The organism is Neorhizobium sp. CSC1952, assembly GCF_030378245.1.
GTDB classification, from domain to species: Bacteria; Pseudomonadota; Alphaproteobacteria; order Rhizobiales; family Rhizobiaceae; genus Neorhizobium; species Neorhizobium oryzae_A.
In genome coordinates this window covers 81412-101252 of record NZ_CP128416.1, presented here as the reverse complement: position 1 = coordinate 101252, position 19841 = coordinate 81412, and the positions used below count along the sequence as shown (strand labels likewise).

General features: G+C 63.5%; 19 protein-coding genes. 4 read left to right on the top strand and 15 right to left on the bottom strand.

The window, feature by feature from the left end; translation table 11 throughout:
- Positions 1-6: 6 nt before the first annotated feature.
- Together QTA58_RS00585 and QTA58_RS00580 are read right to left on the bottom strand one after the other, a co-directional pair.
- Positions 7-1365: a L,D-transpeptidase family protein gene (locus QTA58_RS00585; RefSeq protein ID WP_289671292.1), complete on the bottom strand. Its 1359-nt coding sequence runs from the start codon at positions 1363-1365 to the stop codon at positions 7-9.
- A gap of 107 nt (positions 1366-1472) precedes the next feature.
- Positions 1473-2765 (bottom strand): DNA polymerase IV, encoded by a 1293-nt coding sequence (locus QTA58_RS00580; RefSeq protein ID WP_289671290.1) that lies wholly within the window; start codon positions 2763-2765, stop codon positions 1473-1475.
- A 72-nt stretch (positions 2766-2837) separates the two neighbouring features.
- Between QTA58_RS00580 and QTA58_RS00575 the strand changes: the two genes are divergently transcribed.
- Complete coding sequence (locus tag QTA58_RS00575) at positions 2838-3416, top strand: GNAT family N-acetyltransferase (RefSeq protein ID WP_085423076.1); 579 nt, start codon at positions 2838-2840, stop codon at positions 3414-3416.
- Between the two features lie 2 nt (positions 3417-3418).
- On the opposite strand, the gene QTA58_RS00570 is transcribed toward QTA58_RS00575, so the two are convergent.
- Together QTA58_RS00570 and QTA58_RS00565 are read right to left on the bottom strand one after the other, a co-directional pair.
- Entirely contained in the window at positions 3419-4072 is a 654-nt protein-coding gene (locus tag QTA58_RS00570) for a hypothetical protein (protein WP_289671289.1), read from the bottom strand.
- A gap of 1 nt (position 4073) precedes the next feature.
- On the bottom strand, positions 4074-4376 hold the full coding sequence (locus tag QTA58_RS00565) for a DUF3572 domain-containing protein (RefSeq protein WP_085423078.1): 303 nt from the start codon (positions 4374-4376) through the stop codon (positions 4074-4076).
- 121 nt (positions 4377-4497) lie between these two features.
- Between QTA58_RS00565 and QTA58_RS00560 the strand changes: the two genes are divergently transcribed.
- Positions 4498-4869: a response regulator gene (locus tag QTA58_RS00560; protein WP_085423079.1), complete on the top strand. Its 372-nt coding sequence runs from the start codon at positions 4498-4500 to the stop codon at positions 4867-4869.
- 16 nt (positions 4870-4885) lie between these two features.
- Positions 4886-6256, top strand: coding sequence for a PleD family two-component system response regulator (locus QTA58_RS00555; RefSeq protein WP_085423080.1), 1371 nt, complete (start codon positions 4886-4888; stop codon positions 6254-6256).
- Between the two features lie 778 nt (positions 6257-7034).
- Here the strand turns inward: QTA58_RS00555 and rpmG are convergent.
- The 6 genes from rpmG to topA form a co-directional block, all read right to left on the bottom strand.
- Positions 7035-7202, bottom strand: a complete 168-nt coding sequence (gene rpmG, locus QTA58_RS00550; RefSeq protein ID WP_003587245.1) for a 50S ribosomal protein L33 — start codon at positions 7200-7202, stop codon at positions 7035-7037.
- A 91-nt stretch (positions 7203-7293) separates the two neighbouring features.
- Complete coding sequence (locus QTA58_RS00545; protein ID WP_085423081.1) at positions 7294-8478, bottom strand: MFS transporter; 1185 nt, start codon at positions 8476-8478, stop codon at positions 7294-7296.
- Between the two features lie 10 nt (positions 8479-8488).
- The gene (locus tag QTA58_RS00540; protein WP_289673305.1) at positions 8489-9139 is read right to left on the bottom strand and encodes an NUDIX domain-containing protein; all 651 of its coding nucleotides are present in this window, start codon (positions 9137-9139) and stop codon (positions 8489-8491) included.
- 32 nt (positions 9140-9171) lie between these two features.
- Positions 9172-9633, bottom strand: a complete 462-nt coding sequence (locus QTA58_RS00535) for a DUF983 domain-containing protein (protein WP_289671285.1) — start codon at positions 9631-9633, stop codon at positions 9172-9174.
- Between the two features lies 1 nt (position 9634).
- Entirely contained in the window at positions 9635-11998 is a 2364-nt protein-coding gene (gene rnr, locus QTA58_RS00530; RefSeq protein ID WP_289671284.1) for a ribonuclease R, read from the bottom strand.
- Complete coding sequence (gene topA, locus QTA58_RS00525) at positions 11995-14664, bottom strand: type I DNA topoisomerase (RefSeq protein ID WP_289671283.1); 2670 nt, start codon at positions 14662-14664, stop codon at positions 11995-11997. Before topA ends, rnr begins: the two co-directional genes overlap by 4 nt.
- A 248-nt stretch (positions 14665-14912) precedes the next feature.
- Between topA and QTA58_RS00520 the strand changes: the two genes are divergently transcribed.
- Complete coding sequence (locus QTA58_RS00520) at positions 14913-15131, top strand: hypothetical protein (RefSeq protein ID WP_085423085.1); 219 nt, start codon at positions 14913-14915, stop codon at positions 15129-15131.
- Between the two features lie 5 nt (positions 15132-15136).
- Here QTA58_RS00520 and QTA58_RS00515 read toward each other — a convergent pair whose 3' ends face one another.
- The 5 genes from QTA58_RS00515 to QTA58_RS00495 all read right to left on the bottom strand — a co-directional run bounded on the left by QTA58_RS00515 (position 15137) and on the right by QTA58_RS00495 (position 19818).
- Positions 15137-15730, bottom strand: a complete 594-nt coding sequence (locus QTA58_RS00515; protein ID WP_289671282.1) for an SCO family protein — start codon at positions 15728-15730, stop codon at positions 15137-15139.
- A gap of 88 nt (positions 15731-15818) precedes the next feature.
- Complete coding sequence (gene dprA, locus QTA58_RS00510) at positions 15819-16958, bottom strand: DNA-processing protein DprA (protein ID WP_289671281.1); 1140 nt, start codon at positions 16956-16958, stop codon at positions 15819-15821.
- Between the two features lie 4 nt (positions 16959-16962).
- Positions 16963-17625: a glycerol-3-phosphate 1-O-acyltransferase PlsY gene (gene plsY, locus QTA58_RS00505; RefSeq protein WP_289671280.1), complete on the bottom strand. Its 663-nt coding sequence runs from the start codon at positions 17623-17625 to the stop codon at positions 16963-16965.
- Entirely contained in the window at positions 17594-18880 is a 1287-nt protein-coding gene (locus QTA58_RS00500; protein ID WP_289671279.1) for a dihydroorotase, read from the bottom strand. Before QTA58_RS00500 ends, plsY begins: the two co-directional genes overlap by 32 nt.
- On the bottom strand, positions 18877-19818 hold the full coding sequence (locus tag QTA58_RS00495; RefSeq protein ID WP_085423090.1) for an aspartate carbamoyltransferase catalytic subunit: 942 nt from the start codon (positions 19816-19818) through the stop codon (positions 18877-18879). Before QTA58_RS00495 ends, QTA58_RS00500 begins: the two co-directional genes overlap by 4 nt.
- Between the last annotated feature and the right edge of the window lie 23 nt (positions 19819-19841).

Here is a 19841-nt window from a genome sequence, read left to right as displayed (position 1 = left end):
CGTTTCTCAATAAAGGCCGATCGTGCGGTACCTCGGCGCAGCTTGAGGCTGGCGCACCGGACGGGGCTTGGCGATGGATGTCTCGGCTGCGGCAACCTTGGGCTGGGACCGCGTGATCGTTACGAAGTCCGTACCTTTCCCGGTTTCCGGTCCGAGGCCCTCGTCATTGATCGTGATCGACGTGCCGTCGGTCATCAGCGTTTCGATCCGGTCCCGGATATCGGCCGGAATCTCGATGCGATCGATTGTCCGCGCGGCGGCACCGGAAGCGTTTGGATCGTCGGCGACGGTGATCCCGAGCCGCCGCATCGTCGCGGCGCTGAGCTCGTTCGGCACCGTCATGCCATGCCATTCGGCGGTTTCTGCACGGCGGTCCAGCTTGTCGACGGTGAGGAAATGCGTGCCGAGCGCGATTTCCGGGTCCTTGATCCCGACCGGCGCTTCGAACAGCGGCTCGAAATTCTGCCGCACCATGATCTGGCCGGCCGGCGGCTGCGTCTTGCCGGCGGACTCGTAGAGAGCGGCCAGGAATTCCGGGGTCACCAGCGGCCCTTTGGGGGAAATGTTCTTCCAGCGCTTGAAGCCGGCGATCGCGCTGCGGGTCATGGGACCGGCCAAACCGTCGGTGCCGCCGGTCTCGAAACCGAGGTCCTGCAGCAGCACCTGGGCGTCCATCAGCGTTTCGCGCTCGCCGCGGCGGGTGATGAGGATGCGCAGCGGTGCTGCGTCTTGGTCTTCCGCCCCGGCCGCCGGCGCATCCGTCACGACGTCCGAATGCGTAGCGGCGGGATTGTTCGGCACGACGTTCATCGCCACTTCGACCGGTTTGGACGTTCCCCGGATCGACGAGGTCCGCAGCTCGACATCCGGAAAGAGCGGCCCATTCGGCAAAGGTTTGCGGGGCAGGAAGAGTGCAGCGCTCTCGATCCGCTCCGGCGTGACCGGAGCGTCGGTGACGATCACATGCGCACCCCGTTCCGTCATCTGGTAGAGCGACTGGGCGAATGCGCCGGGCATTCGGATGCAGCCGTGCGAGGCGGGATAATTCGGCACCACGCCTTCGTGAAGCGCGATGCCGGACCAGGTCAGCCGCTGCATCCACGGCATGGGCGCGTTCGAATAGATGTTCGATTCGTGATATTTGCGCTTTTCGAGAATGGAGAAGATGCCGCTCGGCGTCGTGTGGCCGGCCTTGCCGGTAGATACTTTCGACGTGGTCACGACCGTATCGCCGTCATAGACGGTAAGCGATTGTTTATCCTTGGAAATGACGATCTGCAGGGTGCCACCCGCTCCCGCGAAGGCCGTATGCGACAGCATCGTCGCAGACAGGAGACCAAACCCGAACACCAGGTGACGCAACATACCAGACCCCATACGCAATACACGATCCGCATATTAGCGCATCAGGTTAAGGAAGATTTTCGGCAGTGCGTATAATCTTAGGATCATGGTTAAAAACGGGTCACACGTCACGGATCCCGCCGGCGGTTCCCGAATGTGTATCCGGTCTCCACCGCCGCTTTGCCGAACTTGTCGCGCAGCTTGTCCATGGCCGCTTCGGCGGCGGCGCGACGGCCGGCCTGCCGGTCGACGAGATCAGGCGGATCGGCGAGCGCCGGATCGACGAGATCGGTGACGCCGATGCCGATGAGGCGGAATTTCGTGCCGTCGGTCTCGCGTTCCATCAGCGAAAGCCCGGTCCGGAAAATGCGGTCCGCGAGCTGCGTCGGGTCTTCCAGCCTCCTGTTGCGGGTGCGGATCTTGAAGTCGGCCGTCTTCATCTTGAGCACCACGGTCTGGCCGGCGATGCCGTGCTTTTTCAGCCGCGTCGAAACCTTTTCGGAAAGCCGCCGCAGGATCGGCACGAGCTCGTCGCGGCGGGAAATGTCGTCGAAGAACGTGGTTTCGGCCGAGACGCTTTTCGCCGCCTCGTTGGGATGCACCTCCCGGTCGTCGATCCCGCGTGAAAGCCGGTAGAGCCGCTGGCCCATCGTGCCGTAGCGGCGCATCAGGTCGGCCTCCTCCATGGTCTGAAGCTGCCCGATGGTGCGGATACCGTCCGCTTCCAGCGACGCGTTGAAGGCCTTGCCGACGCCCCAGATCGTCGTGACGGGGCGTGCCGCCAGGAATTCCAGGGCCTCCTGCCGGCCGATCACCGAAAAGCCGCGCGGCTTCTGGAGGTCTGAAGCGACCTTGGCGAGGAACTTGCAATAGGAGAGGCCGATGGAGATGGTGATGCCGAGCTCGTTCTGGACGCGCGTTGCAAGCCTGGCGAGGATGCGCGCCGGCGGATCGTGGTGCAGCCGTTCGGTGCCGGCGAGCTCGAGGAAGGCTTCGTCGATGGAAAGCGGCTGCACGAGGGGCGTCAGATCCATCATCATCTGCCGCACCTGGCGGCCGACAGTCACGTATTTCTCCATGTTCGGCGGGATGACGACGGCCTCGGGGCAGAGTTCCAGCGCCTTGAACATGGGCATGGCCGAGCGTACGCCGTTGATACGGGCGATATAGCAGGCGGTCGAGACGACGCCACGCTTTCCGCCGCCGATGATCACCGGCTTGTCGGCGAGGTCGGGATTGTCGCGTTTCTCGATCGTCGCGTAGAAGGCGTCGCAGTCGATATGCGCCAGCGTGAGATCGTAGAGTTCCCCGTGATAGACGAGGCGCGGGCTGCCGCAGGCACGGCATCGGCGTGTGTCCGCCTTCTGCTCCGCAAGGCAGTCGCGACAGAAGCCGGGTGTCTTGTCAGGTGCAGGTGCCATGACCGGAACAAAGGTTGAACGCCGCGACAATAGGCCTTAAGCTTGTGAGTCTCAAGAGATGAGCGAGCCGGTATGGACGTCTTCGCCGCCTATCCACTGACGCCCGACAGGTGGGACGATTTCGTGACCCTCTTCGGGCCGAACGGCGCCTGTTACGGCTGCTGGTGCACCTATTTCCGGGTGCCTGCTGCCGAACGCAAGGCGCTTGATGGGGCTGCGAAGAAGGAATTCATTCACAGGCGCCTCGAAAACGGGCCGCCGCCCGGCCTGCTGGGCTATGTCGGTGATCGGCCGGCCGGCTGGGTGCAGGTGGGGCCCCGCGCAGACGTTCCGCAGTGGAACTCGCCGCGCACCGTATCGCGGCCATTGGACCCGGCCGACGCGGAAGATCCTTCGGTGTGGGCCGTGAGCTGTTTCTTCATCGGCAGCCGTTATCGCGGCAAGGGCAACAGCCATCGGATTCTGGATGCCGCGGTCCGTTTTGCCCGGGAAAGCGGCGCGCGCATCCTCGAAAGCTGTCCCATGGAACAGGCGAAGACGTCGAAATCGCTCGGCCTTTATGTCGGGTCGATGCGGGTATTCGAGGGGGCGGGCTTCAGGGAAATCGCGCGGCGAAAGGACGGACGGCCGCTGATGCGGCTGGAATTGTGATCTCACGCTGCTTTCGGCTGGATATGCGCACGGATCAGCGCCGCGGCATGCGGCCAGTCGGTCGCCCGCACGATGTCTTCGGCGGGCTTCGGAGCGAGGACATGCAGGGGAGAGTCGGGCATCATGTGCAGGAGCAGGGATTGAGGGAGATGGTCCCGTACGGACTGGAGTTGATGAGCCATGTCGTCGATGAAGACCGAGGGCAGGGGCCGGTCCGCATGCAGTCGCCGCATGATCAGCCCTTTGGGCTCTTCGTCGCTGGCGATCAGCGGGAAGGCCAGTCCTATCCGGTCGAGCAGGCGACGGCGCTGCTCCTGATAGCGCGAGGGCATGGCGGTAAGGAAGACGATGTCGGCTTCGCTGGAAAGACCCTCCAGGGTCTGGATGACGAGATCGAACGGGACCTGCCAGTTTTCCTGCGCCTCGAAAAACGCCTCGATCAGCCGGCGGACGTCCGTTTGTTCGAGCGCGGCCTCGGTCGCGATGGAAAGGATATTGCCGGTAAGCCGGAAGGAGCGAGGCACGAGCTGATAACCTTCGCCGCGCAGGAAATCCTGGAAGGGCGCTACGAAATGCAGCACCACGTCATCCACGTCGCAGACGATGAGCGGCCGGTCGCCGAGGCGGATATGGGAGAGGTCGAGGATTTCCGTCATCTCAGAACTCGCCGGAAACGGGGCCGGAGTAATGGCGCCAGGCTGCAGCTACGGTTTCCGGTTTTGTACCCGTCGCCTCGCAGAAGGCAAGCAGCGTCGGCTCGTGTCCCATCAGGAAGTCGATCATTCCAGAAAGAAAACCCGGATCGTTCACCGCGCCGCGCAACTGGTTCGGCTGCAGGCCGGACAACGCCAGGAAGCGGCCAAGCATATCCGGTTCGTTGGCGAGCCAGCCGAGAATGGCGGCCGCCGTTTCTTCGGCATCGGCCGAATTGCGTCGATTGTAGTCGGGTTCGCGCGGCATCGTCTGTCAAGTTACCTATTTTTCAACTAAATGGTCTTACCGTGTCTGAAGGGGGGCTCTGTGGAAACGACCGTTCCGCGAGCTTATATACCGAAGGCACGCTTGCAAGGAACGGATAGCCATGCCCAAACGGGTGATGATTGTCGAGGACAATGAGCTGAATATGAAGCTCTTCCGCGACCTGATCGAAGCATCCGGCTACGATACGATCCAGACCCGCAACGGGATGGAAGCGCTCGATCTCGCCCGCAAGCATCGCCCCGACCTCATCCTCATGGATATCCAGCTTCCGGAAGTTTCCGGCCTCGAAGTCACCAAATGGCTCAAGGAGGACGACGAGCTGCACATCATTCCAGTGATCGCGGTGACCGCTTTCGCCATGAAGGGAGACGAGGAGCGCATCCGCCAGGGCGGTTGCGAGGCCTATGTCTCCAAGCCCATTTCGGTGCCGAAATTCATCGAGACAATCAAGACCTATTTGGGCGACGCATGAGATCGGGACGAACGTCATGACGGCGCGCATATTGGTAGTCGACGATATTCCGGCGAATGTGAAGCTGCTCGAAGCCCGGCTGCTGGCGGAATATTTCGACGTCCTGACGGCCGATGACGGCTACAAGGCGCTGGCGATCTGCGACAGCACCCATGTGGATCTGATCCTGCTCGACATCATGATGCCGGGTCTCGACGGCTTCGAGGTCTGCGAGCGGCTGAAGGCCAATCCGCGCACCGCCCATATCCCGGTCGTCATCGTCACCGCGCTCGATCAGCCTTCCGACCGCGTGCGCGGCCTGAAGGCCGGCGCCGACGATTTCCTGACCAAGCCGGTCAACGACCTGCAGCTCATCTCGCGGGTGAAGAGCCTTGTGCGGCTGAAGGCGCTGAGCGACGAGCTGCGCATCCGTGCCGATACGGCGCACAACATCGCGCTCGAGGACATGCTGAAAGGGACGGACGGCCGTGACGAGACGGCCCAGGTCCTGCTCGTCGACGGGCGCGCGAGTTCGCAGGAGCGCATCATCAAGGCGCTGAAGCCGATCGCCGAGGTGATCGCCATGTCGGACCCGCAGGCAGCGCTTTTCGAGGCGGCCGAAAACCCGGTCGACCTGGTGATCGTCAATGCCAATTTCGACGAATACGATCCCTTGCGCCTCTGCTCGCAGCTCCGCTCTCTGGAACGCACGCGCTTCCTGCCGCTGCTCCTGGTGACGGAGCTTGGCGCCGACGACGTCATTGTTCGGGCACTGGAACTCGGCGTCAACGACTACATCGTCCGGCCGATCGATCCGAACGAGCTTGTCGCCCGCGTGCTCACCCAGATCAAGCGCAAGCGCTACAACGACCGCTTGAGGATGAGCGTCCGCCAGACGATCGAGCTTGCCGTGACCGACGGGCTGACCGGCCTCAGCAACCGGCGTTATCTCGACAATCACCTCAAGGTGCTGTTCGACCGTGCCGCCGCCCGTTCGCGGCCGCTCTCGGTCTGCATCACCGATATCGACCGCTTCAAGTCGGTCAACGATACCTACGGGCATGATGCGGGAGACGAAGTGCTGAAGGAATTCGCAGCGCGCGTCCGCTCGACGGTGAGGGGGGCAGATCTTGCCTGCCGCTATGGCGGCGAAGAATTCGTTGTCGTCATGCCCGATACGGATGCCGCTGCGGCTGCCGCGATCGCCGAACGCCTCCGCGGCATCATAGAGAGCCAGCCTTTCGCGCTGAAGGCGGCGGGTCTCATGCTCAACATCACCGCGTCGCTCGGCATCGCCTGCAGCACTTACGGCGCCGAAACCCCGGAACAATTGCTGAAGCAGGCCGACCGGGCGCTTTACGAAGCCAAGAACGGCGGGCGCAACAGGGTCGTTGCAGCCGCTGCCTGAGGGCCGTTTTCACTGCCGCTGGGCACCATCGGACTGCTTGCGCCCACAAGCGCTGTGGAAAAAAGTTTCCGATCTGTAACTGTCGAATGTGGATGCTATTTTTCGCAGGTGCGAATTGACGCAAGAATTTTGATGAACAGTAGTCAGAAAATTCTCTTGTTGCAGTGCACTCAAGAAATTTCAAATGTATCCTCTGACGTTATAGGTCGGTCGCTGGAGAATACCTGAGCCCGCCAGCATCTGGATTTTCGCCCGTTTGAAGGCGATGATCGGTCATCCCTCAAGTTATTCTTCAATGCGGCGAAATGTTTCAAGAATTTAAGCGAATGTAAAAATACGATATTCTTGAGTCAACTTTCAGTATGTAAGGGAAAAGAGAGCGCGGACGTGGTTTTCCGTTGCGAATTTTAACCACAACCGAAATAGATCGGAGCCGCAATTAAGAATCTGTTGATTTTCTTTTCGTTTTGCGCAATTTTGAGGCCAACGAAGGTGTAGCTCCTGAAAAGGACAGCCATGCCCCATGATGCTCAGGTCCGCCGCATCTCCTGGGTCGTGGGGTCGGTCGACCGGCAGGCATGCTAAAGCGGTTCCTCGTGCCGTGATTGCAGGCTGGTCGACCCCCGTTTCAAAGGCGCCGCATCCTGACGAAGGAGCGGCGCTTTTTTATTTCCGCGCAGCCCGCTTCGTTTTAGATCACATGATTCCGGGAAAAAGGCAAAAGAAAAGGCGCTCGGCCTGGTCGACCAGCGCCTTCCGGTAACCTCGGGATCAAGACTTACTTGATCTTGGTTTCCTTGAACTCGACATGCTTCTTGGCAATCGGGTCGTACTTGGTCTTCGTCATCTTGTCCGTCATCGTACGGCTGTTCTTCGTCGTGACGTAGAAGAAACCGGTGTCAGCCGTCGACAGCAGCTTGATCTTGATGGTCGTAGCTTTCGCCATGGTCGTTCTGCCTCTGAGAAAAATGAAGCCGTGGACGCGGGTGGGGTCCACGGCAAAATCTGGCGCGAAATTACAAATCGCGCTCGAAAAGTCAACTCCGTTTTGACCGGAAAAGCAAACGGCAGGCGGAAACCAGCACGTAAAAGCCGAAGAATGCGGCAAGCGCCCAGGCAAAACCGTCATTGCCGGCGACGTCGATCGCGGCGCCGATGCCCTGCGGACCGGCCACCGTGCCGACGGCGTAGCAGAAGATGAAGGCGGCGTTGGCGGCCACGAGATCGGGGCCGCTGAGGCGCGAGCCGAGATGGGCGAGGCCCACCGTGTAAAGGCCGGAGACGCAGCCGCCCCAGAAGAAGAGGAGCACCGCCATCAGCAGCCAGTTCTGGATCAGGAGGGGCAGCGCGAGCGACCCCAGGACGCCGAGGACCGCCATGGCGGTCAGGAGCGGCCGCCGGTCGCGCAGCCGGTCGGAGAAGAGCCCGAGCGGGATCTGGAAAGCCATGTTGCCGATGCCCATGACCGTGAGCAGCACGGCCGCTTGCGACTCGCTGAGCTGCTCGCGAAGCGCATAGATCGGGAAGAGCGACAGGCCGCCCGCGGAGACCGCGCCGAAGGCGAAGACCGCAGCCGTCGCGGTCGGCACCAGGAAGATGTAATGGAAGAAATGCCGTTCCGGCTTGGTGTCGAGCACGGGACTTTCATGCCGGGCGATGAAGATCGGGATGACGGCGAGCAGGATAATGGCGGCGCCGACCAGGAAGGGCAGGATGCCCTCGCTGCCGAGCGCGGAGAAGAGCAGGGGGCCGATGGCGAAGCCGACGGCCAGGACGGTCGCATAAATGCCGAGCACGAGGCCGCGGCGCCGTGGCGGGGCCGCTTCGTTGATCCAGAATTCCGACAGGATGAAGAGCGTCGTCGTCGCGCCGTGGAAGGTGAAGCGCAGCGGAAACCACATCCAGAAGGCATCCGCATAATAAAAGCCGATGGCGCTCAGGGCCGCGATCAGCACGGCGAACATCATGGTTTTCGCGACGCCATGGTCGTGCGCGAGCTTGGTGGTGACGGGAGCCGCGAGCATGGAGGCTATGCCGGCCATGGCCGCGTTCAGGCCGATCAGGGTGGAGGGGATGCCGCGCTTTTCCAGGATGATGCTGAGGAGCGGCAGGCCGAGGCCGATGGCAATGCCGACCGCACTGATGGCGGAGATGGCGGCGATCAGCGATGGCCAGTGGATCTCCTCGACATGGCCGTTGGCGTCGGTCGTCGGCTGAGGCATTCAATATTCCTTACAGTCGGCTGCGGACGAAGCGCCCGTGACGCATGAAGTAGAAGGATACCGGGGTTCCGAACGGCAAAGAGGGATCGGCCGCCATCAGGTTTTGCACATCCTCCAGTACCGCCTGCGTGATGCGCGGGAGTTTCAGACCTGAAAGCTCGGCAATGTCAAGCCAGCGCACGTCCTGAAGCTCGCTGGAATCACCCAAAAGCGTCATGTCAAACGGGGTTTCATCCGAAAAGGTGAGGAAGAAGCGGGTGTCGTAGCGCCGCACGTTGCCGGGCGGAGTGATCGCGCGGGCGACATAGCGCAGCCGGGAAAGATCGGCGGATGCCGCGCCGGCAAGCCCGGTTTCTTCGCGAAGTTCCCTGAGTGCTGCGAGCGCCAGGGCGCGCGCGCGGCTCGGCGTCATGCGCGACGAGGTGCCGGAGAGCAGCTTTTCGAGGACCAGCCGATCGAGATCGGTCCCGAAGGGAAGCGCATGGTCGCGGGCATCGCGCCGCCCGCCCGGAAAGACGTAGACATCGGGCATGAAGACATGGCCGCTGCCGCGCCGGCCCATCAGCACCCGCGGGCTTTTCGTCGAACGGTCGATCAGGATCAGCGATGCCGCATCCTTCGGCTTCACGCCCGCAATCCGCGCATGTTTCGGCGCGTCCATGGCGGACGGCACGTGTTCCTCGGCGGAGGAGATCATGCGGTCGGCCCGCCCCTGCGGGAATCAGTGCCGGGATCGGCCGCCTCGTCGTCGTGGCCGCCGAAGCCATGCATCTTCAGCGCCCATTGCAGGCCGATGACGCCGCCCTTGATCGGCTGGATGGTCACAAGTGCTGCCAGAACCGCAATCGGCACCCAGATGGCGAGATGGACCCAGGGAGAGACGCGGAAGGCCATGTCGGTGAGCATATAGCCGGTCAGAAGCACGTGGCCGACGACGACGATGACGAGATAGGCCGGCAAGTCGTCGGCCCGATGATGAAACATTTCCTCGCCGCAGGCGGCGCAGGCGTCGACCGGCTTCAGGAAAGCCCGGAACAGGCGGCCCGTGCCGCAATTGGGGCACCGGTTGAGCATGCCGCGCTGGATGGAGCGCCCGAGCGGCCGTTCGACCCCCTGGCCGCCGCCATACCGGACCATCTGTTCGCTTTTCTGCATCCTATCTCCTTCGGCCGCGCGGCGGCCTCGTGCCGGGTTTCGCCCGGCCGGTGGATCGATCGCGCCTCCCGGATTTATGGAAGGAACGGATCGCGGTCGGCAGCTTCTTGCCCTCGCTCAGCATCTCGAACCGCAGCGCGCCTGCAAGCGGGATCGCTTCCGCAAGCCGCACGTCGACCGTATCGCCGAGCTGGTAGCCGAGGCCGGTCTTCTCTCCGGAGAGCGCCTGATGCGCCTCGTCGTAGATGAAGTAGTCGTTGCCGAGCGTGGATATAGGGATGAAACCGTCCGCGCCATAGGTCGGAAGCGAGACAAAAAGTCCTGCCTTCGTGACACCGGAAACGCGGCCTTCGAATTCCTCGCCGATTCTCGTCGAAAGATGGTGCGCGATCAGGCGGTTGATAGTATCGCGCTCCGCCGCCATGGCGCGCCGCTCGAAGGTGGAGATTTCCGCGGCGATATCGTCGAGCTGCGCCTCTTCGTCCGGCGTGATGCCGCCTTCGCCGAGCCCCAGCGAGCCGACGAGCGCGCGATGCACGATCAGGTCCGCATAGCGGCGGATCGGCGAGGTGAAATGGGCGTATTTCATCAGGTTGAGGCCGAAATGGCCGATATTTTCGGGGCTGTAGATCGCCTGGCTCTGCGAGCGCAGCACCATTTCGTTGACCATCGTCTGGTGCGGCGTGTCCTCGGCCCTGGCGAGGATGCCGTTGAAGGAATTGGCGCGCACCTGCCCACCCTTGGCCATGGATATGCCGAGCGTCGCCAGGAATTCGCGCAGGCTCTCCTGCTTGGCGAGCGAGGGGGCGTCATGGATGCGGTAGACCAGCGGCTGGCGCTTCTTCTCCAGCGTTTCGGCCGCCGCGACATTCGCCTGGATCATCATCTCTTCGATGAGCTTGTGCGCGTCCAGCCGGTCCGGCACGAAGACCCGGTCGACGGTGCCGTCTGCTTTCAGGACGATCTTGCGCTCCGGCATGTCGAGTTCGAGCGGCTGGCGGCGGTCGCGGCCGCGCTTCAGCACGGAATAGGCATGCCAGAGCGGTTTCAGGATCGGTTCGAGGAGCGGGCCGGTCTTGTCGTCCGGCTTGCCGTCGATCGCAGCCTGGGCCTGTTGGTAGGAGAGCTTGGCGGCACTCTTCATCATGATGCGATGGAAGGTGTGGCCCGCTTTGCGGCCCTCTTTCGAGAAGACCATGCGCACGGCGATCGCCGGCCGGTCCTCGCCTTCGCGCAGCGAGCAGAGGTCGTTGGAGATGCGCTCGGGCAGCATCGGCACGACACGGTCCGGAAAATAGACGGAGTTGCCGCGTTTCAGCGCCTCGCGGTCGAGCGGCGAGCCGGCGCGGACATACCAGGAGACGTCGGCGATCGCGACGGTGACGATCACACCGTCCGGATTGTCGGGCGAGGGGTCGGGCTCGGCATAGACGGCGTCGTCGTGATCCTTGGCGTCGGCCGGGTCGATGGTGATGAGCGGCAGGTCGCGCCAGTCTTCGCGTTTCGACATGGTGGCGGGCTTGGCTGCCTCTGCTTCGTCCATCACCTGCTTCGGAAAGATATGAGGAATTCCGTGGGCATAGATGGCGATCATCGAGATCGCCTTTTCCGAGGCAACCGACCCGATGACCGAGAGAACGCGGGCGCGCGGCAGGCCGAAGCGGCTGGAGCGGGCGACTTCCGTCTCGACCAGATCGCCGTCCTTCGCCTCGCCGAGATCCTCGCGCTCGATGATCATCTCCTCGCCGCGCCGGTCCACCGGCAGCAGGCGGATTTCGCCGTTTGCAAGCATCTTGACGACGCCGAGCGAGGCATTGCTGCGACGGTCGAGGAGCTTGATGACCCTTGCAGTATAGGCGGGGCCGGTCCGGTCCTTGTTCGGGAAGATTTTCGCAAGCACCCGGTCGTTCAGGCCCGCGGCCGGCGTCTTGCCCTTGCCCCTCGGTTCCGACGGCTGGCGGATGAGCACGGCCGGTGCCACGCCCTGTTCGTCGGGCCATTCCGCCGGACGGCCGATGAGATCGCCGTCCTTGTCGCGGGTGGTGATGTCGAGCACGGTGACCGGCGGCAGGGCGCCGGGGCGGCTTAGCGACTTTCGGTTCTTCGTGAGGAGGCCTTCCTCCTCCAGCGCCCTGAGCAGGTCCTTCAGCTCCACGCGGGTCTCGCCCTTCAGTCCGAAGGCCTTGGCGATCTCCCGCTTCGAGGCACGGTCGGGATTGTCGGCGATGAATTCGAGCAGAACCTCGCGCGGCGGCACGGCTCCGTGGATGATGGCGGACTTTTCGCCCGCCGAAGGGGTTTTCCCGCGGGCGGTTCTGTCGTGGCGTCTGCCCGCAGGTCTCGATCTGTCGCGCGGTTCTCTCACGTGCCCGTCTTCTTCGCCTTGGGAGCGGCTGCCTTCTTTGTCGCAGCCTTGGCCGCCGTCTTGGCCTTGGGAGCGGCCTTTTTTGTGTCGCCGCTGGCTTTGGCTGCAGCTTTCTTCGATTTTGCCTTGCCGGAGGAGGCCTTGCCGCCTTTCTCAACGATGAGGGCGATCGCCTGTTCCATCGTCACCGATTGCGGGTCCATCCCCTTCGGCAGCGTCGCATTGACCTTGCCCCAGTTGACGTAAGGCCCGTAGCGGCCGTCACGCACGGTGACGGCGCCGCCGTCCGGATGGTCGCCGAGCTCCTTCAGCGCCGCGGGCGTGCCGCGCGTGCGGCCGTTCGCGCCGTTCTTGCTCTGCTTTTCGGCAAGCACGGTGACGGCGCGGTTGAGGCCGATGGTGAACACGTCCTCGACCGATTCCAGGTTGGCATAGGTGCCGTCATGCAGCACGAAGGGGCCGTAGCGGCCGATGCCGGTCGAGATCATCTTGCCGGTTTCCGGGTGCTTGCCCACGTCGCGCGGCAGGCTGATCAGCGCCAGCGCCTTTTCGTAATCGATATCCTCCGGCTTCCAGCCCTTCGGCAGCGAGGAGCGCTTGGCTTCCTTGCCGTCGCCGCGCTGGACATAGGGCCCGAAACGGCCCGAACGGAGGGTAAGCGGCTCGCCGGTATGCGGATCGTTGCCGAGCGCCTTCGGTTCGTTGAGGCCGTTCGCCTCCGCCTCCGCGCCGCCTTCGGAAGAAAGCTGGCGCGTGTAGTTGCATTCTGGATAGTTCGAGCAGCCGACGAAGGCGCCGTACTTGCCGAGCTTCAGCGAAAGCTGGCCGGTGCCGCAGACCTGGCAGATGCGCGGGTCGCTGCCGTCGTCCCGTTTCGGGAAGACGAGTGGCGCCAGTGCCTCGTTCAGCGCATCGAGCACATTGGTAACGCGCAGCTCCTTGGTATCTTCGATCTGGCTGAAGAAATCCTGCCAGAACTCGCGAAGCACCTGTTTCCAGTCGAGTTCGCCGGCGGAGATCTTGTCGAGCTTCTCCTCGAGGTCGGCCGTGAAGTCGTATTCCACGTATTTGGTGAAGAAGCTTTCGAGGAAGGCGGTCACCAGCCGGCCCTTGGCCTCCGGCACGAGCTTGCGCTTGTCGATCGTCACGTATTCGCGGTCGCGCAGCGTCGCGAGCGTCGCGGCATAAGTGGAGGGCCGGCCGATGCCGAGCTCTTCCATCTTCTTGATCAGCGAGGCTTCCGAATAGCGCGGCGGCGGTTCGGTGAAGTGCTGGCTCGCATCCACCTTGCGCTTGTCCAGCTTTTCCCGGGCATTGATCTCGGGAAGGCGGCCATCCTCCTCATCGTCCTCGCCCTTATCGCCTTCTTCGCGCTGATCCATGTAGGCGCCGAGGAAGCCGTCGAAACGGACGACGGAACCGACGGCCCGGAGACCCGCCTTGTGGCCGTTGTTGTCGGCGAGGATATCGACCGTGGTCCGCTCGATCTCGGCCGACGCCATCTGGCTCGCGATGCCGCGCTTCCAGATGAGTTCGTAGAGCCGGGCTTGGTCGGCGTCGAGATAACGGCGCACCTTGTCCGGCGTGCGGTTGAAATCGGTCGGGCGGATCGCTTCGTGGGCTTCCTGGGCGTTCTTCGCCTTCGTGGAGTAGAAGCGCGGCTTTTCCGGCAGGTAGCGAGCGCCGAACTGTTCGCCGATCGCGCTGCGGGCGCCGTCGATCGCCTCCGGTGCCATCTGCACGCCGTCCGTACGCATATAGGTGATGAGGCCGACCGTCTCGCCGCCGATATCGACGCCTTCGTAGAGCTTCTGGGCCACCTGCATTGTACGCGACGCATTGAAGCCGAGATTGGAGGACGCCGCCTGCTGCAGGGTCGACGTGGTGAAGGGCGGCCCCGGATTGCGTTTGACGGGCTTCGCCTCGACCGAGTCAACGACATAGGTCGCACCCTCGAGCAGCGTCTTCAGCCGGTTGGCGTCGTCGCCGGTCTTGATGCCGCGGGGCGGCAAGCGCTTGCCGTCGGCCGAAACGAGGCGTGCCTCGAAGTCGTCGCCGCGCGGCGTGCGGAGCAGCGCCGAGAGGTTCCAGTATTCTTCCGAGACGAAGCGCTCGATCTCCGATTCCCGGTCGCAGACGAGGCGCAGCGCAACCGACTGCACGCGGCCGGCGGAACGGGCGCCCGGCAGCTTGCGCCAGAGCACCGGCGACAGGTTGAAGCCGACGAGATAATCGAGCGCGCGGCGGGCGAGATAGGCATCCACCAGCGGCACGTCGATGTCGCGCGGGCTGGCCATGGCGTCGAGCACGGCCTTCTTGGTGATGGCGTTGAAGACGACGCGCTTGACCGGCTTGTCGCCGAGAACCCGCCTCTTCTTCAAGAGATCGAGCACGTGCCAGGAGATCGCTTCGCCTTCGCGATCGGGGTCGGTTGCGAGGATGAGCCCGTCCGAGCCCTTCACGGCATCGGCGATGTCCTTGATGCGCTTCTGGGACGCGTTGTCGACCTCCCAGGACATTTCGAAATCCTGGTCGGGAAGCACCGAGCCGTCCTTGGCCGGAAGATCGCGCACATGGCCGAAAGAGGCGAGAACCTTGTAGCCGGAGCCGAGATACTTGTTGATTGTCTTGGCCTTGGCTGGAGATTCTACAACGACAACATTCATCTTGCTTCTCTGGAAAAAGAGGAGTGGCCCGGTACCTTTGCAGTCCAGGCGGAAATCTGACCTCCCGACATGGAGGGCGTTTGCGCCGCGGTCAAGAGGGCAGCCACCAAATTCTGACGCACAACGCGATACAACCTAAGGAGGCTTTGCAATTGGTTGCAATCTTAAATAAATGCGATATGGTTCGCCGCATACTCCCGATATGCACATATCCGACTCGCGGTCGCAATTTTCGACAGGAATGGAATATGGTCCCTCAGAACGAGATGAACGGCCGGCGCGAGGACAATACGAGGGAAAACATCGCCTACATAAGGCAGATGCTCGGCGAGCTGCGGCAGGTGGCGTTGGGCGAGGGCGCCGACATGCTCTGCTATCTGATCGAGATGGCCTATGTGGAGGCGGGAGACCTGCAGGCGGGCCGGCGCCCGCGTTCGCTTTCAAATCGTGGACCGGTCAATTCCTGATACCGTCAGGTTTGCTTGAGGAGAACGGTGCGGATTTTCTCCAGCGCCTCTTCCTGTTGGGTTCCGTAGGGAATGAGGCCCTTCAGCCGGCCGTCTGCGCCGACGAGGAAGAGCGTCAGCGTGTGATCCATGCTGTAGCCGCCGCTGCCGTCCGGTACCTTTTCCGCATGCACCCGCCAGCCGTCGACGACCTTGCGCATTTCGGCCGGATCGCCGGTAAAGCCGGTGATGCGGTCGGTGAAGGCCGTCACATAGCCGTTCACGACGTCCTGGCTGTCCCGCTCCGGGTCGATCGTGAAGAAATAGCCTTTCAGGGCTTTGCCTTCTTCTCCCAGCTGGTCGAAGAAACCGGCCATTTCATAAAGCGTGGTCGGGCAGGCGACCGGGCAATGGGTATAGCCGAAATAGACGAGCGAAGGCTGGCCGTGGAAGACGCTCCGGTCCGCCGGTCGTCCGAGGTGATCGACGAGCGAGAATTCGGCGCTGAACGGGCCGGTCCGGGGCTCGCTGGCATATATCCAGCCCATCAAGCCGGAAAGCGAGAGCAGGGTGACCGCGGCAAGGCCGGTGGCGATGATGGCGAGACGATTGCGGAACATCGGGCTTTACTCGCTTGATTGCATGTCAGGGCAATTAAGCGATGATCTTCGGTCCGCTCAATGTGGCAATTCAACTCAATGTGGCAATTCAACCCATCGCCAGCGACACCATGCCGCCCGGATGCCGGTGCAGCAGCCCGGCGAGATCGAGCTCCAGCAGGATGAGATAGACGGAAGAGGCGGAGAGCCCGGTATGGCGGATGATGTCGTCGATATCGACCGGCGTCGGACCGAGCGCCGAGACGATCATCGACCGGTCGTCGTCGTTGGGCGGCAGCATGTCGCCGGTCTTTTCCGGCTCCTCCACGACCGGGCCGGCGAACAGATCGAGCTGTGACAGCGGGGCGAGTGCTTCGATGACGTCGTCCGAGCCGGTGGTGACGATCGCGCCCTGTTTGAGAAGGCCGTTGGTGCCGTGGCAGCGCGGATCGAGCGGCGAGCCCGGAACGGCGAAGACAAGCCGGCCGAAATCGGTCGCCATGCGCGCCGTGATCAGCGAGCCGGAGCGTTCCGCCGCTTCCACGACGACGACGCCCAGCGAAATGCCCGATATCAGCCGGTTGCGGCGGGGGAAATCCCGCGCCCGCGGCTCCCACCCGAAGGGCATTTCGCTGACCGCAAGCCCGGCGCCGTCGGTGATCTCGTCGAGGAGAGGAACGTTTTCCGGAGGGTAGGGCTGATCGAGGCCGCCCGCCAGAACGGCGATCGTACCTGTCTCCAGGCTGGCGCGGTGGGCGGCGGTGTCGATGCCGCGGGCAAGACCGGAGGTGATCGTATATCCGGCGCGGCCGCAATCCCGCGCGATCATCGCCGCGAACTTGGCGCCTGCGATCGAAGCGTTGCGGGAGCCGACGATGCCGACGGACGGACGCGTGGCGGCGGCGAGATCGCCCTTGACGGCGAGCAGCGGCGGGGCGCCTTCGATCTGGCGCAGGGCAGGCGGATAATCCGGCTCGCCGATGCCGATAAAGCGGGCGCCGTGGCGGCGGGCGGCTTCCAGCTCCCGTTCGGCTTCCTGCACGGTGGCGATGCGGATCGCGCGCGTCGCGCCGCCGCGGGCGGAAAGTTCCGGCAGCATCGCAAGCGCGTTTTCCGCCGAGCCGCAATGGTTGATGAGGTCTCTGAATGTGGCGGGTCCGACATTGTCGGAGCGGATCAGCCTCAGCCAGGCGATCCTCTGCCTTTCCGTCAGCGCAATTCCCGTCCGCCTTGCGCTGCCGTCCGGCATGTTCTCATCCCTTTTGCCCGATCCTGCTTTCGGTGCCGGCGATCAGTCGCTCGATATTGGTCTTGTGCTTTACCCAGGAGATCACGGTCATGATCGCCATGACGAGCGCGATCTTCGGTTCATCTATGAACCACAGCACAACCGGAATGACAAGCGTTGCAACCAGCGCGGACAGCGAGGAATATTTGCTGAGCTTGGCGACCGACAGCCAGATGAGTGCGAAAACCAGCACCATCCACGGCGCGACGCCGAGCAGCATGCCGATATAGGTCGCGACACCCTTGCCGCCCTTGAAGCCGAGCCAGACCGGAAAGAGGTGGCCCAGGAAGGCCGCGAAGCCGGCGATCAGGCCTGCCTCCTCGCCGAAGAAATACCAGCCGATCAGCGCCGCGGCGGTGGCTTTCAGCGCATCGAGGAGCAGGGTGGCGGCAGCGAGCTTCCTGTTGCCGGTGCGCAGCACGTTGGTCGCGCCGATATTGCCGGAACCGATCGAGCGGATGTCGCCGAGCCCCGCTGCGCGCGTCAGGATCAGGCCGAACGGGATCGAGCCCAGCAGGTAACCGAAGACGAGCGCGGCAAGCGCGATGGGCAGGCTGATCTGCCAGTTGAAAAGCTCACTCACGCTTCTTCCCCAGTCAAAGCGAATGAACGCACTTGCCCGCCACATAGGTGGCGACGGCACGGCCCGAAAAACGCGCATCCTCGAAGGGCGTGTTCTTCGAACGGGACAAAAGCATATCCTTCGAAACGATCCAAGGCTCGTCGAGATCGATGAGCGTGATATCCGCTTTCGCGCCCGGCTTCAGCGTGCCGGCGTCGAGGCCGAAGATCTGTGCCGGCCGGGTCGACATGGCATCGATCAGCCGCATCAGCGGCACGCGGCCGTCGTGATGCAGGCGAAGCGCCGCGGCAAGCATGGTCTCGAGCCCGATCGCCCCGTCGGCGGCATCCGCAAAGGGCAGGCGCTTGGTGTCGACGTCCTGCGGATCGTGCGAGGAGACGATGATGTCGATCGTGCCGTCGGCGACCGCATCGGCCATGGCCACCCGGTCGCCCTCGGAGCGCAGCGGCGGCGAGAGCTTGAAGAAGGTGCGGTATTCGCCGATGTCGTTTTCGTTGAGCGAGAGATGGTTGATCGACACGCCGCAGGTGACGTTGGCGCCGCGCGAGCGGGCGAGCCGCATCGCTTCCGCCGATTCCGCCACGGAAATCTTGGCCGCATGATATTTCGCCCGCGTCAGGCCGGCGATCCGAAGATCCCGTTCGAGCGGAATGATCTCGGCCTCCTTCGGCACGCCGGAGAGGCCGAGCCAGCTTGCGAAGAGTCCTTCGTTCATGACGCCGCTGCCGAGATATTTTTCGCGCAGTTCGAGCGAGATGACCGCATCGAATTCGCGCGCATAGGTCATCGCTCGGCGCAGGAGCAGCGTATCCGAAAGGCCTCGGCGGCCGTTGGTGAAGGCGACGGCGCCGGATTGCTGCAGCAGGCCGATCTCGGTCATCTCCTCGCCGGCAAGACCCTTGGTGAGTGCGGCCGCCGGATGGACGTTGACGACGGCCTTGTCGCGGGCGGTCTTCTGCACGAACTCGACGAGCGCGATATCGTCCAGCACCGGATCGGTGTCCGGCATCATGATGAAGGAGGTGATGCCGCCGGCCGCTGCCGCGCGGCTTGCCGACTCGATCGTCTCGCGGTGTTCGGCGCCCGGCTCGCCGACATAGACGCGGGCGTCGACGAGGCCCGGCGTCGCGACGAGGCCCTTGCAATCCCTCACCGTTGCGCCGTCCGGAGCTCCCTGGTTCTGCGCATCCCTGCCGGCAGCGAGAATGCGGCCGTCGTCGCCGACGACGATGGTGCCGGTCTCGTCGAGATTGCGCGACGGATCGACGATCCGGAGATTCTTGAGGACCGTTGCGGTCATGCGCGTTCTCCCTGGTTTTGAGAGACGAGCAGCGCCTCCATCACGGCCATGCGCACGGCGACCCCCATTTCCACCTGCTGCTCGATGACGCTCTGCGGGCCGTCTGCCACTTCGGAGGCGATCTCGACGCCGCGGTTCATCGGGCCGGGATGCATGACGAGCGCGTCTTCCTTCGCTGCCTTCAGCTTTTCCGCATCGAGGCCGTAGAAGCGGAAATACTCGCGCACCGACGGCACGAAAGCTCCGGCCATGCGCTCGCGCTGCAGGCGCAGCATCATCACCACGTCGGCGTCCTTCAGGCCGTCCTCCATGGAATGGAAGACCTCGACGCCCATCTCGCGGATGCCGGAAGGAAGCAGCGTAGAGGGCGCCACGACCCTGACCCGCGCGCCCATGGCGTTGAGCAGCAGGATGTTGGAGCGCGCGACGCGCGAATGCAGCACGTCGCCGCAGATCGCCACGATGATGCGCGAGAGCTTGCCCTTGGCGCGGCGGATGGTCAGCGCATCGAGCAGCGCTTGGGTCGGGTGTTCGTGTTGGCCGTCGCCCGCGTTGACGACCGAGCAGGCGACCTTCTGTGCGAGCAGGGCGGCCGCCCCGGCGGAGGAGTGGCGCAGCACCAGCACGTCAGGCCGCATGGCGTTCAGCGTCATCGCCGTGTCGATCAGCGTTTCGCCCTTCTTCACCGAGGAATTGCCGACCGACATGTTCATCACGTCGGCGCCGAGCCGTTTTCCGGCGAGCTCGAAGGAGGATTGCGTGCGGGTGGAGGCTTCGAAGAACAGGTTGATCTGCGTGAGACCTCTGAGCGTCGAGGTCTTTTTCTCCCGCTGCCGGGAAATCTTCACGGCCTCGTCGGCCTTGTCGAGAAGAAAGGTGATGTCCTGCTCGGTGAGGCCCTTGATGCCGAGGAGATGGCGATGGGGGAAGAAGACCATAAGTCGTGTCTCCGCTTGCGTTC

Excerpts from the sequence above, each read along its gene's own strand:
- QTA58_RS00585 (WP_289671292.1), bottom strand. The coding sequence starts at position 1,365 with ATGTTGCGTCACCTGGTGTTCGGGTTTGGTCTCCTGTCTGCGACGATG.
- QTA58_RS00580 (WP_289671290.1), bottom strand. The coding sequence starts at position 2,765 with ATGGCACCTGCACCTGACAAGACACCCGGCTTCTGTCGCGACTGCCTT.
- QTA58_RS00575 (WP_085423076.1), top strand. The coding sequence starts at position 2,838 with ATGGACGTCTTCGCCGCCTATCCACTGACGCCCGACAGGTGGGACGAT.
- QTA58_RS00570 (WP_289671289.1), bottom strand. The coding sequence starts at position 4,072 with ATGACGGAAATCCTCGACCTCTCCCATATCCGCCTCGGCGACCGGCCG.
- QTA58_RS00565 (WP_085423078.1), bottom strand. The coding sequence starts at position 4,376 with ATGCCGCGCGAACCCGACTACAATCGACGCAATTCGGCCGATGCCGAA.
- QTA58_RS00560 (WP_085423079.1), top strand. The coding sequence starts at position 4,498 with ATGCCCAAACGGGTGATGATTGTCGAGGACAATGAGCTGAATATGAAG.
- QTA58_RS00555 (WP_085423080.1), top strand. The coding sequence starts at position 4,886 with ATGACGGCGCGCATATTGGTAGTCGACGATATTCCGGCGAATGTGAAG.
- rpmG (WP_003587245.1), bottom strand. The coding sequence starts at position 7,202 with ATGGCGAAAGCTACGACCATCAAGATCAAGCTGCTGTCGACGGCTGAC.
- QTA58_RS00545 (WP_085423081.1), bottom strand. The coding sequence starts at position 8,478 with ATGCCTCAGCCGACGACCGACGCCAACGGCCATGTCGAGGAGATCCAC.
- QTA58_RS00540 (WP_289673305.1), bottom strand. The coding sequence starts at position 9,139 with ATGGACGCGCCGAAACATGCGCGGATTGCGGGCGTGAAGCCGAAGGAT.
- QTA58_RS00535 (WP_289671285.1), bottom strand. The coding sequence starts at position 9,633 with ATGCAGAAAAGCGAACAGATGGTCCGGTATGGCGGCGGCCAGGGGGTC.
- topA (WP_289671283.1), bottom strand. The coding sequence starts at position 14,664 with ATGAATGTTGTCGTTGTAGAATCTCCAGCCAAGGCCAAGACAATCAAC.
- QTA58_RS00520 (WP_085423085.1), top strand. The coding sequence starts at position 14,913 with ATGGTCCCTCAGAACGAGATGAACGGCCGGCGCGAGGACAATACGAGG.
- QTA58_RS00515 (WP_289671282.1), bottom strand. The coding sequence starts at position 15,730 with ATGTTCCGCAATCGTCTCGCCATCATCGCCACCGGCCTTGCCGCGGTC.
- dprA (WP_289671281.1), bottom strand. The coding sequence starts at position 16,958 with ATGCCGGACGGCAGCGCAAGGCGGACGGGAATTGCGCTGACGGAAAGG.
- plsY (WP_289671280.1), bottom strand. The coding sequence starts at position 17,625 with ATGTGGCGGGCAAGTGCGTTCATTCGCTTTGACTGGGGAAGAAGCGTG.
- QTA58_RS00500 (WP_289671279.1), bottom strand. The coding sequence starts at position 18,880 with ATGACCGCAACGGTCCTCAAGAATCTCCGGATCGTCGATCCGTCGCGC.
- QTA58_RS00495 (WP_085423090.1), bottom strand. The coding sequence starts at position 19,818 with ATGGTCTTCTTCCCCCATCGCCATCTCCTCGGCATCAAGGGCCTCACC.